Genomic DNA, 16,240 nt, shown 5'->3' with positions numbered 1-16,240 from the left:
GGCCATCACCAACAAGGCCGCGCTCGCGGGCTGGATGAGACCCTGATGACCCCGCTGGCACCCACCACTCTTTCGACACCGATCTCCCGCCCCTCGTGCTGACCTTTCTGCTCAAGCGACTCGCCACCCTGCTGCCCACGCTGCTGGGCATCACCCTGGTGGCCTTTGGCCTGATCCGGCTGGTGCCGGGCGACCCCATCGAGATCATGATGGGCGAGCGCCGCCTGGACGCCGCCACCCATGCGGAGCTGATGGCGCGCATGGGCCTGGACCAGCCCCTGCATGTGCAGTACGGCCAGTACCTGGCGCAGCTGGCGCGCGGTGACCTGGGCCAGAGCCTGGTCAGCCGAGAGCCGGTGGCCCAGGAGTTCGCGGCCCTGTTCCCGGCCACGGTGGAGCTGGCCCTGGCGGCCTTGCTGCTGGCCGTGAGCCTGGGCCTGCTGCTCGGTGTGACGGCGGGGCTCAAGCGCGGCTCGCTGCTGGACCAGGGCGTGATGGGCGTGGCCACGGTGGGCTACTCCATGCCGGTGTTCTGGTGGGGGCTGATCCTGATCATGTTCTTCTCGGTGCAGCTGGGCTGGACACCTGTGTCGGGGCGCATCGGCATCGAATACGACGTGCCGGTGCGCAGCGGCTTTTTGCTGATCGACAGCTGGCTCTCGGGCGAGGAGGGCGCCTTCCGCTCGGCCTGCCTGCACCTGCTGCTGCCGGCCACCGTGCTGGGCACCAGCACCATGGCGGTGGTGGCGCGCATGACGCGCTCCAGCATGCTGGAGGTGCTGCGCGAGGACTACATCCGCGCCGCCCGCGCCAAGGGCCTGAGCCCGGCGCGCGTGGTGCTGCGCCACGGCCTGCGCAATGCGCTGATCCCGGTGCTGACGGTGATCGGCATGCAGACCGGCAGCCTGCTGGCCGGCGCGGTGCTGACCGAAACCATCTTCTCCTGGCCCGGCATCGGCAAATGGCTGATCGACTCCATCGCCCGGCGCGACTACCCGGTGGTGCAGGCCGGCATCCTGATCTCGGCCCTGACCTTCATCGGTGTGAACCTGCTGGTGGATGTGTTGTACGGCGTGGTCAACCCACGCATTCGCAGCGAGCGGTAACGAGATGACGACCCCTTCGACACCGACACCGCTGCCCCCCAGCGCGCACGAAGAAGAGCAGCTGCTTTCACAACAGCCGCCCGGCCCGCTGCGCGAGTTCTGGCAAGGCTTTGCCGCCAACCGCGGCGCCCTGGCGGCGCTGGCTGTGTTCGCGCTGATCGCCCTGGCCGCGCTGTTCGCGCCCTGGGTGGCGCCGCACAGCCCGATCGAGCAGTACCGCGATCACATGCTGCAGCCGCCGGTCTGGGCCGAGGGCGGCAGCGCGCGCTTCCTGCTCGGCACCGACGAGCTGGGCCGCGACATGCTCTCGCGCCTGCTGCATGGCGGGCGGGTCTCGCTGGGCATCGGCCTGGCCTCGGTGCTGCTGTCCTTGCTGCCGGGTGTGCTGCTGGGCCTGCTGGCGGCGTTTCATCAGCAATGGCTGTCGCCGGCCATCATGCGGGTGATGGACATCATGCTGGCCTTGCCGGGCCTGCTGCTGGCCATCTGCGTGATCACGGTGCTGGGCCCGGGCCTGGTGAACACGGTGATCGCCATCGCCATCGGCGCCCTGCCCGGCTACACGCGGCTGACGCGCGCCGCCGCCCTGGCCGAGATCCACAAGGACTACGTCACCGCCAGCCGCGTGGCCGGCGCCGGCCCGCTGCGCCTGATGTTCAGCGCCGTGCTGCCCAACTGCATGGCGCCGCTGATCGTCAACGCGACGCTGAGTTTTTCCTCCGCCATCCTGGAAACCGCGGGCCTGGGCTTTCTGGGCCTGGGCGTGCAGGCGCCCACGCCCGAGTGGGGCACCATGCTCAGCGCCGCGCGCGACTATATGCAGCGGGCGCCCTGGGTGGTGACGCTGCCGGGCCTGACGATTCTGTTCAGCGTGCTGAGCATCAACCTGATCGGCGACGGCCTGCGCGACGCGCTCGATCCCAAACTGAAACGGACGCGCTGAGCCATGGCCGAGGACGCAATGCTGTCGCCGCCGCAGCCCCAAGCACTTCTGCGCATCGAAAACCTGCGGGTCGAGTTCGGCCGCTTCCCCGCCGTGGACGGGCTGGACCTGAGCCTGGCGCCGGGCGAGCTGCTGGGCATCGTCGGTGAATCGGGTTCGGGCAAATCGGTGGCCATGTTGGCCTTGATGGGCCTGGTGGACGCGCCCGGCCGCGTCAGCGCCGACCGGCTGGAGTTCCAGGGTCAGGACTTGCTGCGCTTGAACGCGCGGGAACGCCGCCGCCTGATCGGCCGCGACATCGCCATGGTGTTCCAGGACGCGCTGTCCAGCCTGGACCCGAGCTACACCGTGGGCGCGCAGATCGCCGAGGTGCTGCAGACCCACCTGGGCCTGCGCGGCGCGGCCGCAAGGCAGAGGGTGGTGGAGCTGCTGGAGCTGGTGGAGATCCCCGATGCGGCGCGCCGCGCCGAGGCCTACCCGCACCAGCTCTCGGGCGGCATGAACCAGCGCGTGATGATCGCCATGGCGATCGCCTGCGGCCCCAAGCTGCTGATCGCCGACGAGCCCACCACCGCCCTGGACGTGACCATCCAGGCCCAGATCATGGAGCTGCTGCTTCGCCTGCAGCGCGAGCAAGGCATGGGCTTGCTGATGATCACCCACGACCTGGCCGTGGTGGCCGAAATGGCCCAACGCGTGGCCGTGATGTACGCCGGCCAGGTGGTCGAGACCGGCCCGCTGCCGGCCCTGTTCGACGCGCCGCGCCACCCCTACACCGCTGCACTGCTGGCCGCCATCCCCGAGCACAACCGCGGCGCCCGCCGCCTGGCCGCCCTGCCCGGCATCGTGCCCGGCGCGCTGGACCGCCCGGCCGGCTGCCTGCTGAGCCCGCGCTGCGCGCAGGTGCAGGGGCGCTGCCGCAGCGAACGCCCAGCCCTGACCAACGAAGGCGTGCGCTGCTTCTTCCCGCTGCCGCCTGCGGCCCGATTGGAGGCGCAGCATGGCCAATGAACAGACAAGCCAGCCGGTGCTGCTGCAGGCCGAGAACCTGAGCCGCCACTACCGCGTCAGCCAGGGCCTGCTCCAGCCCAAGGCCACGGTGCGCGCGCTCGATGGCGTGAGCTTCAGCCTTCGCCCGCGCCAGACCTTGGCCGTGGTGGGCGAATCGGGATGCGGCAAATCGACCCTGGCGCGCCAGCTGACCCTGATCGAGCCGCCCAGCGCCGGCCGCCTGCTGCTGGGCGGCGAGGCCACGGCCGGCGCCGACGGTGCGCGCCTCAAAACGCTGCGCCAACAAGTGCAGATGGTGTTCCAGAACCCCTTCAGCTCGCTCAACCCGCGCAAGAGCATTGCCGCCACGCTGGACGAGCCGCTCCTGATCAACACCGCGCTCAGCAAAGCCGAGCGGCGCGAGCGCATCGCAGCCCTGATCACCCAGGTGGGCCTGCGCCCCGAGCATCTGGCGCGTTACCCGCATATGTTCAGCGGCGGCCAGCGCCAGCGCATTGCCATCGCCCGGGCCATGATTCTGCAGCCGCGCATCGTCGTGGCGGACGAACCGGTGTCGGCCCTGGATGTGTCCATCCAGGCGCAGATCCTCAACCTCTTCATGGACCTGCAGGAGCAGTCGGGCACCAGCTATGTCTTCATCTCCCACAACCTCAGCGTGGTCGAGCATGTGGCCGACGAAGTGATGGTGATGTACCTGGGCCGCGCGGTGGAGCTGGGCGAAAAGCGCCGCATCTTTGCCCAGCCCCTGCACCCCTACACCCGCGCGCTGATGAGCGCCACGCCGGCCCTGCATGCGGCCGAGCGGCGCGAGCGCGTGCTGCTCAAGGGCGAGCTGCCCAGCCCGCTGAACCCACCCAGCGGCTGCGCCTTCCACAAGCGCTGCCCGATGGCGGTGGCGCGGTGCGCGCAGGGAGCGCCGCTCTTGCGCGAGGTGGACGGGCGGCAGGTGGCCTGCCACCAGGTCTGAAGCGCGGCAAGCCCGGCCGAGAACCCCAGGCTCGGCTTTCACCGACAATTTGCCTTTGTTGCGCAGCTTGCTGTTTTTGCGCATTCCACACCCAAGCCTCACTCAAGCCATGCTGACCGACCTGATCGCCGCCTCCGCCGAAGACGCGACCGTGATTCTCCACACCCCCGGCCACGCCAACATCTGGCCCACGCTGGAGGTCTCGGGCGTCGAGCCCACGCAATGGGCCAGCCTGCGCCTGATCCTCAAGCAGCAAGCCCTGCCCAGCGCCATGGACGCCGCCCCGGTGGCCCTGAGCCACGCTATGCAAGATTTCGAGCGCGTGGGTCCGGCCGGCGAGCAAGGCGACCCCTGGCTGGTGGCCCTGCCCGAGGAGCTGGGCACCTTGCTGGCCCAGCTCTCGGAAGACCAGTTCCCCGCCCTGGCCCGCGCCTGGCTGACGGCCGAAGCCGAGCGCCGCCCGCACTGGGAAGCCGAGGCGCTGGAGTTTCTGGTGGCTGATCTCGCCGCGTTCTCCGCAACGGCAGTGGCGCAAGGACATCGCCTCTTCCTCTGGATCTGCCCTTGATCTGTCCCTGATCGCGGCGGTGCCGGGCTTTGTTGAATGGAGCGATGACGATGAGCCACTTTGCTTTTCTCAGCCAGAACGCCTTCATGGGCCTGCAGCCCGCCGGACAGGAAAGCGGCGACACGCCCTTCGGCCTCGCCGGCATCGCCTGGGACGGCTGCGTCACCAACCGGCCCGGCGCGCGCTTCGGGCCCTCGGCCATCCGCCAGGCCAGCCAGATGCTGTGCGACGGCATCCACCCGCTGTTCGACACCACGCCCGAGGGCCAGCTCAGCGACCACGGCGATCTGGCCCTGCCCAACACCAGCCTGGAGGCCATGCGCGCGGCCATGATGCCGCTGATCGCCCCGCTGATCGCGCGCCAGCACATGGTCTGGCTGGGCGGCGACCACAGCATCACCCTGCCTTTGCTGCGCGCCTACCGGGCGCAGCAGGGCCAGCCGCTGGCGGTGATCCATTTCGATGCGCACTGCGACACCTGGGTCGACCATTTCGGCGAGCCCAGCGGCCACGGCACCTGGGTCTATGAGGCGATTCAGGAAGGCCTGGTGCGGCCCGAGTGCTTTGTGCAGTTCGGCATCCGCTCGGCCGGCCAGCGCGAGGCGCGCGAGTACGTGGCCGACCAGGGCGGCCTGATCTTCAACGCCCGCGCCTTGCGCGGCCTGGACGGCCCCGCCCAGCTGGCGCCGCTGCTGCAACAGGTACGCGAGCGCATGGCCGCCCACGGCCAGCCGCCCGTCTACCTGAGCCTGGACATCGACTGCCTGGACCCCGCCTTCGCCCCCGGCACCGGCACGCCCGAGCCCGGCGGCATGAGCAGCAACCAGGTCTTCAGCATCCTCGAAGAACTGGTGCCTGAACTCAACTTCGTCGGCATGGATTGCGTGGAAGTGGCGCCTCCGTACGACCACGCCGAACTGACCAGTTATGCGGCCGCGCAGTTTGTCTGGACCTACCTCTGCGCGCGGCTGGCAGGCCGCCAGCCTTGACTCGCGGACGCGATGCTGCTGAACAAGGACTTCACCCCGGCGGAGCGCGTGCGGCTGGACGGCCTCCTTCTTGAAAAGCTGTCGCCCCAGCATGCCGACGCCGACTTCGCCGCTGTGCGCGAAAGCGCCGATCACATCCGCCATGTCTTCGGCCCCGACAACGGCTGGCCCGACGCCGAGATGAGCTTCGAGGAGAACCTGGCCGATCTGCAGCGCCACGCCGCCGAGTTCGAGGAAGGCCGCGCGTTCAACTACGCTCTGCTCTCAGCCGAGGGGAATGACTAGCTCGGCTGCCTCTACATCAAGCCCATCAAATCGCGCCTGGCCTTTTCGCCCCGGGGCCGTGGCCTTTCCCGGCCGGGTTCAGGGCTGGGCAGAGTGGGCGGCGATGGCTTCGGGCGCCAATGTCTGTGGGGCGGCGGGCGACTGAGCGGCAAAGTCAGCGCCGCTCTCCGCTCGGTAGCGGACCACAAAGGTCTTGCGCACACGCTCCGACTTCAGCACATACCAGCTCCAGAAGGACAGCACCACAGCAGAGCGGATGAGTTCAACAATGTCCTTGCTGCTGCTTTGATCCTCCAGCACCGGAACCTGAGCCAACAACACTTGATCCAAGGTCGCGAAGCACACGACCGCCCACATATAGCCCAGGTAGACGGGGACAGCACTGGCTCTGCGCTTGAAGAACAGCAAAGCCAGCAAGCACCATCCGACCGCCTGGGCCAGCAGTGCGACCATTTCCAGCAGCAGCATGGGAGCCATCATCGGGTGGTAACGGGCACCGCCCGGCATGGTGAACATATGCCAGGTCTGCAGGCCATAGGCCGGCCATGCGCTCCAAGCCCCATAGGCCACATAGCCACCTTGGATCAAAATGCCCAAGGCCAGCAGCCACAAGAGCCCACCCAAGGGCTCGCCCGCGGCGCTGAGGGTGTCCCCCGGCTTCCTGGCGGGGTCCCAGCGGTACAGCCGCAAGGCAAGGTGCACCAACAGAGCCAGCGTCAAACCACCGAGCAAAAGCACAGGCAGGTTCAGCCCGGCCGATTCGCTGGAGACCTGATCCCCTGCAGCACTCGCGCCGGGGTCGGTCTTGTAGACCACATAGCCCAGCATTTTGCGCGCCTTCTCGACATTGGCCGCATAGGCCGCGGTTGCATCGGCGGGCACATGGTCCGCCAAGGAGCGGTAGTGGTCGCGAATCAAGAGCCGCTGCCCATCGCCCTGGATCTCGCGGCTCAACTCAAAGGCGCGATCTCGAACTTCCTTCACTTCATTCTTGAAGGTCCAGGATTCAGGCAGGAGCAACTCCACCTCGTGGCGCATGTCCTGCGGGTGCGGCAAAGCCAGCGGTGCATTGCGGATGGTGTCGCGCGGCGACTGAAGCAGGGCCAGCAACTCGGGCACCTCCAATGAGGCTTCGAGGCGCTTTTCTGCCTCCACGCGGGCAAAGAAGTCCTTGACCCGGTAGCGCTCAAGCACCTGGATCTTGTTCACGGCGGGCTGCTCGTCGCGAACTTCGAAGGGACGGTCCACCACGATGCCAGGGTAGTAGCGCGCGTAGTAGTTGAGGTAGCGCTGCTGAAGTTCCGCGGCGTTTTCAGCCGACAGGTTGGCGCGCATCTGCTCGGCGCTCAGGCCCTCCACCTGGGTTGTCACCTCCATGAGCGCGGCTTCATTCAAACCGGCTCGCGCATCCAGGCGCACGCTCACCTGACGCTTGCTCCACATGGCTGGCCCCGACTCCATGGCTGTCAAGGCCTGCGTGGACGGGTCGACCACCAGAGCCAGTGCATAACTGGACTGGCCCAGGTCGTCCAAAGGCCCTGGCTGGCTGCTGCGCGTGGGATCGAGCCAATAGGTCTTGCCGTCGACCTCGGCACGCACGATGACGTGGTTGAAGGCACTCGGTCGAGGCAGAACCTGGGCCAATGCCTGCCTCTGCTGGGTGTGAACCAGCGCGGCACGAGCCGGCACACCCAGATGATGCAAGAGCGTCAAGGTGAGCAGCGTCTTGTCTTTGCAGTCGCCAAAGCGGCGCTTGAAGACGAGCTCGGGCGGATTGGGCGCATGGGAGCCGGCGCCCACCTCCACCCCCAGGTAGCGCACTTCTCGTTGCACCCAGCGCAAGGCCTCGGCCGTGCGAGTCTTGGCATCAAGCCCCAGGCCGGAGATGCGCTTCACCTCGGCGCGCAAGCCAGCGGGCAGTTGCTCTGGAACCTTGTACAAGGGCAGTGCCCAGGCGGCCACGTCCGACCACTTGCCAAAGTCGCCCCATTGCACCATGGCATAGGGGTCGTACCAGGCCGGTGAGTCCGGGCTCAGCTGCAGGCCCTCTTGGCCCTCCTTGTGCCACACCAGCTCCTGCTGATCACCACGCTGAACACGCCGAGGTTCCGGTGCGCCGTTCAAGGGCCGCAGGTTCAAGGGGCGACCGGCCGGCCAGAGCAGGCGCGCATGCAGCCTCTGGACGGGACTGCCCCATTGCAAATCGAAAGTGCCAAAGAAGCGATCGCCAAACACCGGGTTGCTGCCGCTCACGGTGTAGGCGTACTCGACCACATCGCCGACACGCACATCGTCCAGGAAGGCATGTGCGGTCTTGCTGCCGTCGTAGATCAGGTAGTCCAGCTCTTTTTCACGTTGAACCACCCGCCACTCAACCGCAGGAAGCCGCTCATGGCGACGCCCCTGGCGATGAACCGCAACCGAGTGCACCACCAGCTGCTCGTAGGCGGGATCAAAGCGGATCTCCAGATTGGCGGCGCTCTCGAGGCCCTTCTCGTTCAAGGCCTTCAATGCGTAATGACGGAACATCTGGCGCTGCTTGCCATCCACCCGCGCTTGCACGTCGGAGAGCAGGTACTGAATGCCCTGCCGAGACTGCTCCGCACCGGATGCACTGCCCTTGGGGACTTGGACCTCGCTGACCCATGATGGGCTTGGTCCGCTCAGCTGCTGAAGCACCTGACCCGCCGGAGGCGCCTTGGGCGCCTGAGCCAGGGCTGGATTGCCGCCGCTGAACAGCCCGCACACGGCCAGCAACGCGCACGCGCGCAAGCACCACGAAGTCAAAACCTGGCCCATCTGCCTCCCCTTCCGTACTCATGTTCTTGTGCCGGCACGGCATCTGCCGCACCTGGCCGCTCAGCAGCTTTGCTGGCCGAACTATTGTCTGGGTGGCGCGTCTGCTTCGCCCTAGGGCTTGCCCGCGACAGGCAGAATTCCCTTTCACCTCCCTCACAACGCCGCTGCCAACCCTCGCCCATGTACCGACTCACCATCTCCGAGAGCTTCCAGGTCCAGATCGAGGGGCAGCCGCCGCGAACCTGGTATGCGCTGGAGGGCGCTTTTGACGGCGAGCATCAGCTGCCGGCCATCGGCAGCCTGCTGCTGGTGCAAACGCCCGATGGGCGCAGCGTGGCGGCGCAGCTGGCCGCCCGCTCGATCTGGGAGCGCGAGGCCTCGCTGCGCTTTCATGAGCTGGAGGAGCAGGGCTTTGCGCCGGGCTCGGTGGTGCTGTGGCGGCAGGGCTGAGACCGCGCGCTGGCCGGTGAGCTCAGGCCGAGCGGTCTATAGTTCCCGCCAACCCTGATTGCCTCAACCGATGAACGCGCCTGCCTTCCCCCCACTTTCTCGCCCCTCTGCCTCCCTCCGTTTGGCCGGCCTCGCGCCGCTGAGCCTGGCCCTGGCTGCGGCCCTGCTGGCGGTGCCGGCCCTGGCGGCCAAGCCGCTGATCTTCTGCGCCGACGCCAGCCCCGAGGGCTTTGACCCCGGCCTCTGGGACAGCTCCACCACCAACAACGCCAACCGGCAGATGTTCCAGGGCCTGCTGGCCTTCAAGCGCGGCAGCACCGAGCTGGTGCCCAGACTGGCCACGGCCTGGCAGATGTCGCCCGACGCCAAGACCCTGACGCTGACCCTGCGCCGCGGGGTGCAGTTCCACAAGGCCCCGGGCTTCACGCCCAGCCGGGCAATGAACGCCGACGATGTGCTGTTCACCTTCGGCCGTTTTCTGAACCCCGAGCACCCGTTCAACAAGGCCTTCCCGGCCACCTTCGTCTACCCGCAGAACATGGGCCTGGCGCAGATGGTCGAGGGCCTGGACCGGGTGGACGACCACACCGTGCGCTTCCGACTCAAGCAGGCCAATGCCAGCTTCGCCAGCAACCTGGCCATGGTCTGGGCCTCCATCCATTCGGCCGAGTACGGCGCCCATCTGCTCAAGCAAGGCCGCGCCAACCAGATCAACAACCAGCCGGTCGGCACCGGGCCCTATCGCTTCAAGTCCTACGCCAAGGACGATGTGCTGCGCATGGAGCCCCACCCCGAGTACTGGGGCAACAAGCAGGCCGGCGCCCTGGTCTTCAGCATCAGCCGCGAGGCCAATGTGCGGGTGCAAAAGCTGCTGGCCGGCGAGTGCCAGGTGGCCGCGGCCCTGCGCGATGTGGACCTGGCCGCGCTCGACGGCAAGCCCGACATCACGGTCATGAAGACCCAGGCGCTGAACATCTCCTACCTGTCCTTCAACCTGAAGAAGGCGCCCACCGACCAGCGCGAGGTGCGCGAAGCCCTGGACATCGCCATCGACCGCAATGCCATCTTCAAGGCCTTGTTCCCGCGCGGCGATGCGCTGCAGGCGGTGAGTGCGTTCCCGCCCTCCATCCCCGGCTACAACAGCAAGCTCAAGAACGAATACAACCCGGCCCGCGCCCGCGAGCTGCTGGCCAAGGCCGGCCATGCCAAGGGCCTGGAGCTGGACCTCTGGGCCCTGCCCGTGGCCCGGCCCACCAACCCCAACGGCCAGCTGATGGCCCAGCTGATCCAGCAGGACTGGGCCAAGATCGGCGTCAAGGCCAATATCAAGACCTACGAGTGGGGCGAGTACCTCAAGCGCGCCAACCAGGGCGAGCACAGCGTCTACATGAGCGGCTGGAGCGGTGAGACCGGCGACGCGGATGAGTTCCTGACGCCCAATCTCAGCTGCGCCGCCAACCAGAGCGGCATCAAGTTCTGCAACAAGGAGTTCGACGCCCTGATCGACGCCGCCCGCGCCACCCCCGACGCCAAGAAGCGCCAGGCCGCCTACGAGAAAGCGCAAGAGATCTTCAAGCGCGAGCGCCCCTGGATCACCATGGCCCACTCGGCCATTTACATGCCCGTGCGCCGCGACGTGAGCGGCTTCATCATGGCCCCGAACGGCAGCGTCGATTTCGAGAACGTGCAGCGCAAGTAAGCGGACAGCGGCGACGAATCAGCACAGAGTGTCCGGGTTCGTCACAGAACAGCCGACGGTTTTGCTCGTGAGGCCCTGCAGCCCGTGCCGCCACCGGGCTCATGGTTCCGGGGTCGGCCCGGGCGGGCCGACTTCCCTGCGCTGCTCGCACCTCCGGGCTGGCGCATAACTCACTCCGCTCCCTGCGTTCGCTTCATTCAGACAGAAGCGCCAAGTCAGAACTTGAAGCGCACGAGTACGTGCGCGCCCCGAGGCGCTGTGCTGCTCGGCCCTTCACAAATCGCCCGGCAGCGGCACGGGCTGCAGGGCGCTTGCATCGCGATCGATCTGCCTCATCCACGGTGGAACACGCCATCTCCGGAGGTGGCTCGGCCCGCCGACGGGCGATTTGTGCGCGGCCGAGGGCGCAGCGGAGCGGCTCAGGCGCGCGTAACCGCGCGCTTCAAGAACTGACTCGGCGCCACTGTTTGACCACAGTGAGCGCAGCGAACGGAGGGAGATTGGCGCCGCTGAGCCGCGCAGTGAGCAGCGAGGGGAGTCGGCTCGCCCGAGCCGACCCGCGAACCATGAGCCCGGCGGCGGGACGAGACACCGCAGCGAGAGCGATCAAGACAGCGGAGGTCCGCAATGTGCCGATGGCTGAACGATACGACGCTCACTTGGCGCAGGGTGAGGCCGGCAAGGCGTAGGGCCGGATCAGCTCGGCCGTGCGGCCGCGGCGGCAGAGCTCGTCCAGGGCCTTGTTGAAGCGGCGGAACTCACGTTCGCTGATGCGTTGGCGGCTGAGGCCGAAGCTGTAGCTGAACTGCTTGGCCACGCCGGCGGCTTGCAGGCCGTTCAGGCCGTTCTCGCGCAGCAGCCACAGGGCCACACTTTCATTCATGAAGGCCAGGCCGTCCTCGCCGTAGCGGCCGCTGACCAGCTTGCGCAGCACGGTCAGGTTGTCGGGCTCCAGCACCAGCTGGGCGGCGTCGGCGCTGGGCAGGGTGTCGATCAGGGCGCGCAGGCTGATGGAGCTGCCCGAGGGGCCGTAGACGCCGATCTGCCGCCCGGTCAGCGAGGCCGCACCGGTGTAGGAGAAGGCCTGGCCAGCCCGTGCAAACAAGGTGTAACGCCCATCGAGCACCGGCGAAGACGCGCGAAACAGCTCGCGTCGCTCCGGCGTATCGAGCAGGGTGAACAAGCCATCGGCCTGGCCGCGCTCCGCCATGGCCAGGGCGCGTCGCCAAGGCAAGACCTCGATGCGGCAGCTCCAGCCCAGCTGGATGCAGACCTCCTGCAGCACATCCACCATGGGCCCGGCGGCCTGGCCTGCCTGCATGAAGGTGTAGGGCGGAAAGGCCTCGGTGACAAAGAAGCGAGGCGTCATGGCCCCGCTGTCCTTGCCCGCGGCCCGGGCGCCCGTGGCGGCCAGCCCGGCCAACAGCAGCGCCAGGCAGGCACGGCCTGACATGGTCATCAGCATTTGCATCGACAAGTCCTGCGTTGGGCGGGCGGGTACATGGGGGAAGCACAACTCCTGATCCTGGGCGGCGCCAGCATAGCGCGCCCAGCCCTGCGGCCCGCTGACAGCCGGGCGGACTCCCGCCTGTCAGCGCACAGCCATGGTCACGAAACGAAACAGGCCAGGCCTGGCCTCAGGCCGCCGACGGTTCACGGCGATTGCCGCGCCACCCAATCCGCCACGGCGTCCAGCACCGGCCGGCCGCGGCGGCCGGCCTGCTCGTGGTTGACAAAGGCCACCAGCACCCAGGGGCGGCCCTGGCGGTCGGGCACATAGCCGGCCAGGGCCACGGCTTCATTCAAGCTGCCGGTCTTGAGGCGGGCGCGGCCCGCGGCCGGGCTGGCCTTGAGGCGGCGGCGCAGGGTGCCGTCCACCCCGGCCAGGGGCAGGCCGCTCTGCAGCTCGGGCGCCAGCGGCAGACGGGCGGCGCGGGCCAGCACGGCAGCCAGCAGCTCGGGCCGGATGCGCTCGCGCCGCGACAGGCCGGAGCCGTTCTCCAGCACCAGGCCCTGTGCGTCCAAGCCTTGCTCGGCCAGCCACTCGCGCACCGCACGGTCCGCTGCAGCCAAGGTCTCCTCGCCGGGGCGGGCGACGGAGGCACCGAGGCGCAGATAGACCAGGCGGGTCAGCGGGTTGTCCGAGCTTTTCAGCGCGCCGCGCAGCAGCTCGCCCAGCGGACGGTCCTGATGCTGGGCCAGCAGCTGCGCGCCCGCGGGCGTGGCGGCCTCTTGCACGGCCGGACCCAGGCTGCCGCCCAGCTCTTCCCAGAGCGAGCGCAGCACCAGGGGCACGAGGGCCTGGCGGTCGACCAGGCTCATGTCCTGGCGCTGCTGACACTGGCGCGGAAAACTGCCCTGCAGGCGCAACCGCCAGCCCTGGCCCTCGGGTGCAGGCAGCAGCTGCGGGCGGCCGAAATCCAGCTCCCAGTCGGCGCAGGGGCGTTCGCTCCAGGCCAGGGCGCTGAGGTCCAGTTGCAGGCCGCGCCAGGCGGGGCTGAGGCGTCCGCGCAGGGTCTGGCTGTCGGACTCCAGGCTCAGGCCGATCAGATTGCCGTTGAGCAGCAAAGCATCGGGCACCACGTTGTAGGCCGACTCGGGGTATTCGTCGAAGGGCGGCAGCGTGGGCTCGGGCCGCGCGGGGCGGAACAGGCTGCGGTCCAGCACCAGGCCGGCCGGCACCTCGCGCACGCCCTGCTCGCGCGCCTGGCGCAGCATCAGCCAGAGGGCGCCCCAGTCCAGCTGGGCATCGGCGCCGCCGCGCAGGTAGAGCGGGCCGGCCAGGCGGCCCTCGGCATCGGGCGGGCCCTCGGTCAAAAGCTCGGTGCGGCCGCGTGTGCCGGCGCCCAGGCGGTCGAGGGCGACCACGGCAGTCAGTATCTTGATGGATGAGCTGGGCGCCATCGCCTGCTCGGCCTGCCAGCGCAGGGCGGCTGTGCGGCGGTGCATCATCTTGCCGCCGGTTCGCGCGCCTTCATCGGGCAAAGGGTAGGCCACCACGCCCAGCGCCGTGGCGGGCAGGCCGGCCTGATCGAGCGCAGCCTGCACCGGGGCGGGCACATCAGTGGTGGCCTGGGCAGCCGGGGCGGCCTGGGCCGACGCCGCCCACAGCGCCAGCAGTGCGCTCAGCAGCCAGCCGGCCCGATGGTGGAGCTGGGCGCAGCCGCTCACGTCACTTCACTTCAGCGTGCGGACAAACTCCAGCACCTGGGCCACCATAGGCGCATTGGACTGGGGCGACTCGATGTCACCGGCCAGCACATGCTGGTTGGGGCTCTGGCTGTAGTCCACCTCGACCAGGCGCTTGCCCGGGTGGCTGAAGCGCTCAAAAGCCTGGCGCGCGGCCTGCACGTCAATGACCTGGTCGCGCGGCGAGAGCATCATCAGCAAGGGCGCCTTGACGTTCTCGAGCGCGCTGTCGCGCACCCGGGCCACCAGGGCCATCATGGGGAACAGGGCCGAGGTCGGGTACTCGTGCGTCCAGTAGCGGGCCTTGGCCGGGCTGTTGGGCGTCCAGCGGCTGGTTTCGCCGTGGATCCAGCGGGCCAGCACCCGGCCCCAGGGCCAGTTGATGACCGAGGCCCAGGCGTTCTTGGGCCCGAAATTGGGCGAGACCATGACCCAGCCGGCCACATCCTTGGCCTCGGGCCGCAAGGCCAGCCAGGCCGACAAAGTGGCGCCGGTCGAGGTGCCCATGACCAGCACACGCTCGCCCAGCTGATGGCCAATGGCCAGGGCTTCCAGCGCGTCGGCCTTCCACTCGCTGACCGTCATCTGGCCCATGGCCGCGCCGGGGCGGCCGTGGCCGGACAGGCGGGCGTAGTAGACATGGCCACCCAGCTCCTTGGCGATCAGCTCGGGCACCGGGGCCAGCTCTTGCCGCGTGGCGCTGAAGCCATGCAGATAGACCACCACCCAGGGCGCGCGCTGGCGGCCGGCCGGGCCCCAGACGATGTGCTTCTCGGCGCCCGGCGTGACGTCGCCCAGGCGCGCCTCGGCAGCGGCCAGGTGGGCGTCGAGCTGGTCCAGCTGCGAAGGCAGCGGCGCCACCGTGTCCGGCGGCAACCAGGCTTGGTCGGCGTTGCGCGGCCCCATCAGCAGCACAGCGCCCAGCAGGGCAGCGACAAAGAGGACCGGGCCTTTGGACTTCAAGCCAGCACAGCGGCCATGGCACTGGCCGTGGCCTCGACGTTCTTGTTGTTCAGGCCAGCCACGCACATGCGGCCCGAGCGCACCAGGTAGACGCCGAACTCGTCCTTCAGACGGTCCACCTGGGCGGCGGTCAGGCCGGTGTAGCTGAACATGCCGCGCTGGGTCAGGAAGTAGTCGAAGTTGCGGCCCGGCAGCTTGGCCGTCAGCACCTCGTACAAAGCGTTGCGCATGGCGTGGATGCGCTCACGCATCTCGGTCACTTCGCCTTCCCAGAGGCTGCGCAGCTGCGGGTCGCTGAGCACACGGGCGACGATCTGGCCACCGTGCAGCGGCGGGTTCGAGTAGTTGCGGCGGATCATGAACTTCATCTGACCCAGCACCAGGGCCGCCTGGGCCGCATCGGGGCAGACCACGCTCAATGCGCCGCAGCGCTCGCCGTACAGGCTCATGCTCTTGGAGAAGCTGTTGGCGACGAAGAAGGACAGGCCGGCGTCCAGCATGGCGCGGATGGCAAAGGCATCTTCGTCGATGCCGTCGCCATAGCCCTGGTAGGCCAGGTCCAGGAAGGGCAGCAGCTCGCGCTCTTTCAACACCGGGATCAGCTCGTCCCACTGCATGGGGCTCAGGTCCACGCCGGTCGGGTTGTGGCAGCAGGCGTGCAGCAGCACCACGCTCTTGGCCGGCAGGGCGCGGATGGATTCCAGCATGTCCGCAAAGCGCACGCCGCCGGTGGCGGCGTCGTAGTACGGGTAGGTCTTGACCTCGATGCCCGAGCCTTCGAACACCGCGCGGTGGTTGTCCCAGGTCGGGTCGGACACATAGATGGCGCTGGCCGGGAAGTAGCGCTTGATGAAATCAGCGCCGACTTTGAGGCCACCGCTGGAGCCCACGCTCTGGATGGTGACGATGCGGCCTTCGGCGCGGGCCGGGTGGTTTTCACCGAAGAGCAGGCCTTGCACGGCGTTGCGGAAATTGGCCGCGCCTTCCATCGGCAGGTAGGGGCGGGCGCCGGCATCGGCCACCACGGCCAGCTCGGCCTTGCGGACCGAATCCAGCATGGGGATGCGGCCTTCGTCGTCGAAATAGATGCCGATGGACAGATTGATCTTGCCCGGGCGGCTGTCCTTCTGGAACGCCTCGTTGAGGCTCAGGATGGGGTCGCCGGCGTAGGCGTCAACGTGCTTGAACATGGTGGGAGGCTCCGAGCTGAGAAGAATCTGACTCCCCGCATTATCGACCGGCTTGGCCTCAAAACCGGCACCGGGCGAGCG

At 68.4% G+C, this 16,240-nt stretch carries 14 protein-coding genes; 9 read left to right on the top strand and 5 right to left on the bottom strand.

Translation table 11 applies throughout. The features are described from left to right. Nucleotides 1-95 precede the first annotated feature (95 nt). From C1O66_RS17120 to C1O66_RS17090, 7 genes are all read left to right on the top strand, one after another. A complete protein-coding gene (locus C1O66_RS17120) occupies nt 96-1,106 on the top strand; it encodes an ABC transporter permease (protein WP_102768992.1) in 1,011 nt (336 codons plus the stop codon). 4 nt (nt 1,107-1,110) lie between these two features. Further along, a complete protein-coding gene (locus tag C1O66_RS17115; protein ID WP_102768991.1) occupies nt 1,111-2,049 on the top strand; it encodes an ABC transporter permease subunit in 939 nt (312 codons plus the stop codon). A 3-nt stretch (nt 2,050-2,052) separates the two neighbouring features. Beyond that, the gene (locus C1O66_RS17110; protein ID WP_243392839.1) at nt 2,053-3,060 is read left to right on the top strand and encodes an ABC transporter ATP-binding protein; all 1,008 of its coding nucleotides are present in this window, start codon (nt 2,053-2,055) and stop codon (nt 3,058-3,060) included. Further along, the gene (locus tag C1O66_RS17105; RefSeq protein WP_102768990.1) at nt 3,050-4,027 is read left to right on the top strand and encodes a dipeptide ABC transporter ATP-binding protein; all 978 of its coding nucleotides are present in this window, start codon (nt 3,050-3,052) and stop codon (nt 4,025-4,027) included. Before C1O66_RS17110 ends, C1O66_RS17105 begins: the two co-directional genes overlap by 11 nt. A 109-nt stretch (nt 4,028-4,136) precedes the next feature. Further along, complete coding sequence (locus tag C1O66_RS17100; RefSeq protein ID WP_133155261.1) at nt 4,137-4,595, top strand: hypothetical protein; 459 nt, start codon at nt 4,137-4,139, stop codon at nt 4,593-4,595. Between the two features lie 44 nt (nt 4,596-4,639). After that, the gene (gene speB / locus C1O66_RS17095; protein WP_394341031.1) at nt 4,640-5,584 is read left to right on the top strand and encodes an agmatinase; all 945 of its coding nucleotides are present in this window, start codon (nt 4,640-4,642) and stop codon (nt 5,582-5,584) included. Nucleotides 5,585-5,596: 12 nt separating this feature from the next. Continuing rightward, on the top strand, nt 5,597-5,869 hold the full coding sequence (locus C1O66_RS17090; protein ID WP_102768987.1) for a hypothetical protein: 273 nt from the start codon (nt 5,597-5,599) through the stop codon (nt 5,867-5,869). Between the two features lie 78 nt (nt 5,870-5,947). Here C1O66_RS17090 and C1O66_RS17085 read toward each other — a convergent pair whose 3' ends face one another. Continuing rightward, the gene (locus tag C1O66_RS17085; protein WP_165794659.1) at nt 5,948-8,641 is read right to left on the bottom strand and encodes a DUF3857 domain-containing protein; all 2,694 of its coding nucleotides are present in this window, start codon (nt 8,639-8,641) and stop codon (nt 5,948-5,950) included. A gap of 207 nt (nt 8,642-8,848) precedes the next feature. On the opposite strand from C1O66_RS17085, the gene C1O66_RS17080 reads away from it, so the two are divergent. Then, complete coding sequence (locus C1O66_RS17080; protein WP_102768985.1) at nt 8,849-9,118, top strand: hypothetical protein; 270 nt, start codon at nt 8,849-8,851, stop codon at nt 9,116-9,118. A 121-nt stretch (nt 9,119-9,239) separates the two neighbouring features. Next, on the top strand, nt 9,240-10,817 hold the full coding sequence (locus tag C1O66_RS17075) for an ABC transporter substrate-binding protein (RefSeq protein WP_207795975.1): 1,578 nt from the start codon (nt 9,240-9,242) through the stop codon (nt 10,815-10,817). A gap of 655 nt (nt 10,818-11,472) precedes the next feature. On the opposite strand, the gene C1O66_RS17070 is transcribed toward C1O66_RS17075, so the two are convergent. From C1O66_RS17070 to C1O66_RS17055, 4 genes are all read right to left on the bottom strand, one after another. Beyond that, nucleotides 11,473-12,288 (bottom strand): substrate-binding periplasmic protein, encoded by an 816-nt coding sequence (locus C1O66_RS17070; protein ID WP_102768983.1) that lies wholly within the window; start codon nt 12,286-12,288, stop codon nt 11,473-11,475. A gap of 182 nt (nt 12,289-12,470) precedes the next feature. Then, nucleotides 12,471-13,988, bottom strand: a complete 1,518-nt coding sequence (gene dacB, locus C1O66_RS17065; protein WP_102768982.1) for a D-alanyl-D-alanine carboxypeptidase/D-alanyl-D-alanine endopeptidase — start codon at nt 13,986-13,988, stop codon at nt 12,471-12,473. Nucleotides 13,989-13,994: 6 nt separating this feature from the next. Next, complete coding sequence (locus C1O66_RS17060) at nt 13,995-14,969, bottom strand: alpha/beta hydrolase (RefSeq protein WP_102768981.1); 975 nt, start codon at nt 14,967-14,969, stop codon at nt 13,995-13,997. Continuing rightward, a complete protein-coding gene (locus tag C1O66_RS17055) occupies nt 14,966-16,159 on the bottom strand; it encodes an amino acid aminotransferase (RefSeq protein ID WP_102768980.1) in 1,194 nt (397 codons plus the stop codon). The genes C1O66_RS17060 and C1O66_RS17055 overlap by 4 nt, the downstream gene beginning before the upstream one ends. Nucleotides 16,160-16,240 lie beyond the last annotated feature (81 nt).

This window comes from Paucibacter aquatile, from assembly GCF_002885975.1.
Taxonomy (GTDB): domain Bacteria; phylum Pseudomonadota; class Gammaproteobacteria; order Burkholderiales; family Burkholderiaceae_C; genus Paucibacter_A; species Paucibacter_A aquatilis.
This window is presented reverse-complemented; position numbering and strand designations above follow the sequence as displayed.

Excerpts from the sequence above, each read along its gene's own strand:
- speB (WP_394341031.1), top strand. The coding sequence starts at position 4,640 with ATGACGATGAGCCACTTTGCTTTTCTCAGCCAGAACGCCTTCATGGGC.
- C1O66_RS17055 (WP_102768980.1), bottom strand. The coding sequence starts at position 16,159 with ATGTTCAAGCACGTTGACGCCTACGCCGGCGACCCCATCCTGAGCCTC.
- C1O66_RS17115 (WP_102768991.1), top strand. The coding sequence starts at position 1,111 with ATGACGACCCCTTCGACACCGACACCGCTGCCCCCCAGCGCGCACGAA.
- C1O66_RS17110 (WP_243392839.1), top strand. The coding sequence starts at position 2,053 with ATGGCCGAGGACGCAATGCTGTCGCCGCCGCAGCCCCAAGCACTTCTG.
- C1O66_RS17100 (WP_133155261.1), top strand. The coding sequence starts at position 4,137 with ATGCTGACCGACCTGATCGCCGCCTCCGCCGAAGACGCGACCGTGATT.
- C1O66_RS17070 (WP_102768983.1), bottom strand. The coding sequence starts at position 12,288 with ATGCAAATGCTGATGACCATGTCAGGCCGTGCCTGCCTGGCGCTGCTG.
- C1O66_RS17090 (WP_102768987.1), top strand. The coding sequence starts at position 5,597 with ATGCTGCTGAACAAGGACTTCACCCCGGCGGAGCGCGTGCGGCTGGAC.
- C1O66_RS17105 (WP_102768990.1), top strand. The coding sequence starts at position 3,050 with ATGGCCAATGAACAGACAAGCCAGCCGGTGCTGCTGCAGGCCGAGAAC.
- C1O66_RS17080 (WP_102768985.1), top strand. The coding sequence starts at position 8,849 with ATGTACCGACTCACCATCTCCGAGAGCTTCCAGGTCCAGATCGAGGGG.